Raw genomic sequence first — 5,047 nt, forward strand, 5'->3', positions numbered from 1 at the left:
GGCGGGCGGCCGCGGGTCCGGCGGGGCGACGATGCGGGGAAGGGCGGTTCAGCCCCGGGCCAGCTCGGGCATCAGTCCGTACACCTGTTCCGCGGCCCCGGAATCGGCCTCCAGGCAGGCGAGCAGATCGGCCTTGGCCGCCTCGGGACGGTCCAGCCCGAGCAGACAACGGGCCCGCTGGAGGCGGGCGTCGACGTCCTCGGTCGCGTCCACCACCTCGTCCAGCAGCCGCACGGCCTCCCCGTACCGGCCGGCGTCGTGGTGGACCACGGCCAGGTTGAACCGGATGCCCGGTTCCGCGGACAGCTCGACCGCGCGGGCCAGATGGCTGCCCGCCCCGTCCAAGTCGCCCTCCTGGTAGCGGAGTTCCCCGAGCAGCGCCCACGCCTCGGCGGACCCGGGGTCGACGTCGACGGCCTCCGCGTAGGCCCCGGCCGCCGCCGCGAGGTCCTCCTCCGCGGCCAGCAACTGCCCCTTCAGGCAGAGGAGTCGGGCGTTCTTCGGGTTCCGCTCCAGCCCGGCGGCGATGTCCGCCCGGGCGAGGTCGTGGGAGCCCGCCTCGAGCAGCAGGGCGGCCCGGTTGATCCGGGCCTCCTCGAACTCCGGGTCGAGCTGGAGCACATATCCGAAGTCCGCCGCCGCGGCCTCGGTCTCGCCCAGCTCGGCCAGGACGTCCGCCCGGTTGAAGTAGGCCTCGGGGAAGGGCGGGGAGAGCCGGATGGCGTGCTCGTAGTCGGCCAGGGCCCGCTCCGGCTCACCGAGGTCGCGCCAGAGCATGCCCCGGTCGAAGTGGTACTCGGCGTAGTTGGGGTCGCACTCGATCACCGCGGTGTAGTCGGCGACGGCCTCGGTGTGGTGGCCGAGTGCCGCGTGCACCTGGGCCCGGTTGTAGAGCAGCACCGAACGGTGCAGCGCGTGCTCGTCGGGCTGCAGGGTCTCGTCCAGCCGGGCGATGCAGGCGTCCAGCAGCTCCAACGCGGCGGCCGGGCGCCCCTGGTGGACCTCGATCAGCGCGAGCCCGTTGCGGTTGAACACGACCCGCGCCTCCCGCTCCTTCGGGTCCGGGTGCCAACGGGCGAAGGCGATGGCCTGGTTGACCCAGGCACGGGCCAACTGGTGGTCCCGGCGCCCGGCCTCGAAGTGCCGGGTGTGCAGCATGGCGGTGGCGTACGCGGCCTGCATGTGGACCTCGGGCGAGGCGCTGAGCGCACGGGCCTCGTCGTACAGCGGCAGGGCCCGCTCCGCCAGGCCGAGCGCCGCGAAGGAGGTGGTCATCTTGGTGGTGAAGGCCCACCAGTGGTTCGGATTGCTCTCGTGCGTCACCAGCTGTCGGCCGCGCTCGCCGAGATCCACCACGGCGTGGTAGTAGCCGAGGTCCATGCAGTGGTCGAGGGCGTGGCGCAGGACGTCCGCCCCGACACCGGCGGGATCGCTGCCGTGCTCCGCGTGCCAAGCGATGGCCCCCAGCCTGAGCGAGGACTCGCCGGCCGTCTCCAGCTCGGCGCGCCGCAGGTCGTGCAGGCGGGCGCGTTCGTCGGCCGGGAGCGCCAGGTAGGCGGCGAGCGCGTCGGCCTCGTCACCGATGCCGTCGGCGGCGATGAGGGCGCGGCCGAGTTCGGCCCGCTCCTGCCCGGCGGGATCCGGTTCGGCCGCGGGCTCGGGGGCGGCCGGGTCGAGCACCGCGCAGTGGGCGGCGAGCGCGTCGGGCAGCGTCTCGCGGCCCGGACCGGCCGGACGCTCCAGCGGCTCGGTGCCGGTGGTCACGACCACGGTCAGCAGTGCCGGGTCGATCCGTCGCAACAGAACGGCGAGGAATTCGCCGTCGGTCGGATCGGCCCGGTGCGCGTCCTCGACGACCAGGGTGTGCGGGCCCGTGCCGAGGGCGCGCAGGTACGCCTCCAGGAACTCGACCAGGCCGTGGGCGATCCGCAGGGTGCGCAGCGCGGAGTAGAAGCGGGTGCGTTCCTTGGGCACCGCGAGCGAGGTGAGCGTCTCGCGGGTGGCGGGCACCAGGTCCCGCAGTTCGGGGGTGGTCGAGAGGATCTCGATGTCGTGCCCGGTGACGGCTTCGGGGCAGCGCGCGAGCGCGTCGGGCAGGGTCGCCCGCAGGATCGACCCGACGGCCGTGTAGGGCCCGCGCAGTCGGCGGTCGGCGTTCACCACGGCGAGCACGGGCGGCAGGTCGAGCGTCGCGCGGGCGGCGACGCGAGCGGGGCGCCCGGCGGCGCGGACCCAGTGGTGGCGGTGTTCGGCCATGGCACAGCTGCCTTTCGTGCGGTGACGGGGAGGTGGGGCAGGTGGTGACGCGGCGCAGGTGGTTCCTCAGTGCGCGTGGTTCCTCAGTGCGCGTGGTGCCTCGGTGCGCGTGGCGACGAGGTGCGGCGGTCCAGGGTCAGGCGGTCCTGGCGGGGGCCGGGCGCCGGGCAGCGCGGCGCTCCCGGACGGCGAGGACCACGACGGCGGCGGTCTGCGCGAGGCTCAGCAGCAGGAGGACGATCGAGTCCAGCCGGGCGGCCGTCGACCCCTGACCGGTCATCCGCAGCCACACGTCGTGCAGCAGCCGGTACGCCGTCGGTACGACGACGCCGGCGAACATCGTCAGGGTGAACGCGTAGCCCACCACCATCAGCCAGGCGTACCAGCGGGCGGCCCGCCGGTCGACGGGGTGGTGCACCTCCAGGTCCACCGGCGGCCGCCCGGTGACCCGCCGGACGGTGTTGCGGAGCACGTCGACCGCGGCGGCGTGCAGGTTCACGCAGCCCAGCGCGGTGCTGAGCAGCACGTAGAGGTCGGTGCGCAGGTAGAAGAAGCCCTGCCAGGCCAGCCGCAGCACCGTGGCGTAGGCGATCGCGAGGCAGAGCCGGGCGACGGTGGCGGCGCCCCCGCGCGTCACGTCGGCGATCAGGGTGAGGACGGCGATCGCCAGCACGTCGGCCAGCATGCCCGCCAGGATGGGCAGGTAGCGCTGTCGGCGCGGCACGCTCACCAGCCCGTCGAGCGAGGTCTCCAGCACCAGGTACACCAGGCGGTGCCCGACCGAGAGCCGTGAGCGCAGGCCCAGCCGGCGCCCGGCCAGCGCGTGGAACGCCTCGTGCAGCGCCAGCAGCGGCGCCTGGCCGAAGAACAGGAGCAGGACGACGAGGGTGTAGGACGTGGTGAAGAACAGGTTGTCGGTGCGCGGGACCAGGGCGGGCACCCGGACCATCTCGACCGCGGCGAGGGCCGTCAGGAGCGCGTAGCCGACCAGCGCCGGCCGGCCGAAGAGCAGTCCGCCCAGGCGCTGCCAGCGCACCGGCGCGGTCTCCGCCGTCGGCGTGTCGGCGGGGCGGAAGAGGTCGAGTTCCGCGAGGACCTCGACCAGGTCGGCAATGTCCACGCTCTCGCCGTGCGCGGTCCGGTAGCGCTCGGCCGCCTCGCGCGGGGTGAGGCCGTCGGCCAGCATCCGGACCAGCTCCGCGCCGTCGGCCGGGAAGACGGCGTAGGTGTCGGTCTCCGGGCTGCCGATGGTGACTTCGTCGGCCTCCTCCAGGTAGACGAGCCGGCGCATGGGCAACGGTCGGTCCAGGTCGAGGCCCGGGGCGTCGGAGTTGCTGTCCACCGGGGAGTGCACGGGGCCTCCTTGCGGGAGGTGGGCGGGCGGAGGGAACGGGCGGGTGGAGCGGGCTCACGAGCGGAGCGGGCGAACGGATGGAGCGGGCGACAGGAGCGGTGCCGGTCGTGATGCACCCGACCGGCACCGCCGTCCCCTGCCCTCGGGGTCGGATCAGACCTGCACCATGCAGTCCCACGGCAGGTACAGCGCACGCGCCGTGCTGGTCAGGCGGACCGGGCCGGCCTTGCGGACGACGATCTTCTTCATGACGGACACCTCCTTCCACGACTCGTGGTCGAGGCCATGAGGAGGCATGAGCTGAGATGAATGAGATTCTCCATCCCAGCCACACCAGCTGGCCGAGCCAAGAGTGATGAACCTGTGTCACCCGCGTCAAGAGAACGACACACCGCCGATCGGCAGACCCCCGGGCAGGATGCGGTCGAGTGCGCAGGTCAGGGCCGACTTCCACGGGGCCGACCGGAGGCGACGAAGTCGGCTCGCGACCACCGGGCGAGCTTGGGTGCCGCGCCAGAATATAAACTGAAATGAATTGCATTCGACGGGACGACGCGGTCCGACGCCCCGGGGCGCGGACCCCCTCCGCCCCCGGTCATTGCCGGCCGCCCGACGTCTGTCGGACCGTCACATCGGTTGCTACAGTCCCTGCTTGCAACGACAGCGCACGTGCCGTTTCCCGCACCATCCCATCCAGGACAGTGGAGAACAGCAATGGGTTCGCTTCCTCGCCGCATCGCCGCCGTGGCCCTCACCACCGCGGCCCTGCTCGGCGTCGCGGGTACCGCCGCCGACGCGTCGGTCACCGCGACCAAGTACTTCAGGGCCTACGGCCCCAACCCGTCCGCCGCCACCACCCGGGCCTGGGCCGCCGCGCACGCCGCGGGCTACACCGACGCCCAGTGCAGCTCGGAGGTCGAGGTGATCGCCCCCGGCTACTGGGAGGTCATCGTCACCTGCGTGAGCTGACCGGACCCCGCGCGCCCCGGCCGGGGCGCGTCGGCCGGGGCGCCGGAGCCGCTACTTGTGATGGACGAAGCGGTAGGTGGCACGGTCCAGTTCGGTGACCTCGGCCCCTATCGCGGCGGGCACGGTGACGCAGGACTCCAGCACGGCGAGCACCCGGGCGGTCAGCTCCGCGCGCTGCTCCGCACTGCGGCCGGCCAGGATCTTGATCTCCACCAGCACCACCGCCTCCCCCGTCGTCCCGTCACCCACCACGTACCGGGCGGCCGGGCGGAAGACGGTCTTGCAGTCCGGCACGGTGGTGTCGATCACCTCGGCGATCGCCCGGTGCACCTCCTCGGCGAAGACGGCACGGTCGAAGTCGAGATCGGCCGAGTGGTCGACCAGGATCTGCGGCAAGGGAACCTCCGGAAACAGGGCCCGCCGGGACCCGGCGGACGATCAACTCGACGCTACCGCCCCACCCCCGAC

At 73.1% G+C, this 5,047-nt stretch carries 4 protein-coding genes; 1 reads left to right on the plus strand and 3 read right to left on the minus strand.

From position 1 onward, the window contains the following. Positions 1 to 48 precede the first annotated feature (48 nt). Together VR45_RS29980 and VR45_RS29985 are read right to left on the minus strand one after the other, a co-directional pair. Entirely contained in the window at positions 49 to 2,256 is a 2,208-nt protein-coding gene (locus VR45_RS29980) for a tetratricopeptide repeat protein (protein WP_063772564.1), read from the minus strand. 136 nt (positions 2,257 to 2,392) lie between these two features. After that, positions 2,393 to 3,610: a hypothetical protein gene (locus VR45_RS29985; RefSeq protein ID WP_199926029.1), complete on the minus strand. Its 1,218-nt coding sequence runs from the start codon at positions 3,608 to 3,610 to the stop codon at positions 2,393 to 2,395. 714 nt (positions 3,611 to 4,324) lie between these two features. Here VR45_RS29985 and VR45_RS29990 point away from each other — a divergent pair. Next, positions 4,325 to 4,579 carry a hypothetical protein gene (locus VR45_RS29990; protein WP_045943010.1) on the plus strand — a complete coding sequence of 85 codons (255 nt, stop codon included), beginning with the start codon at positions 4,325 to 4,327 and terminating at the stop codon, positions 4,577 to 4,579. A gap of 51 nt (positions 4,580 to 4,630) precedes the next feature. On the opposite strand, the gene VR45_RS29995 is transcribed toward VR45_RS29990, so the two are convergent. Further along, positions 4,631 to 4,975 carry a hypothetical protein gene (locus VR45_RS29995; protein WP_045943011.1) on the minus strand — a complete coding sequence of 115 codons (345 nt, stop codon included), beginning with the start codon at positions 4,973 to 4,975 and terminating at the stop codon, positions 4,631 to 4,633. Between the last annotated feature and the right edge of the window lie 72 nt (positions 4,976 to 5,047).

Origin of the sequence: Streptomyces sp. NRRL S-495, assembly GCF_000966955.1 — a bacterium.
In the GTDB taxonomy this organism is placed as follows: Bacteria; Actinomycetota; Actinomycetes; order Streptomycetales; family Streptomycetaceae; genus Kitasatospora; species Kitasatospora purpeofusca.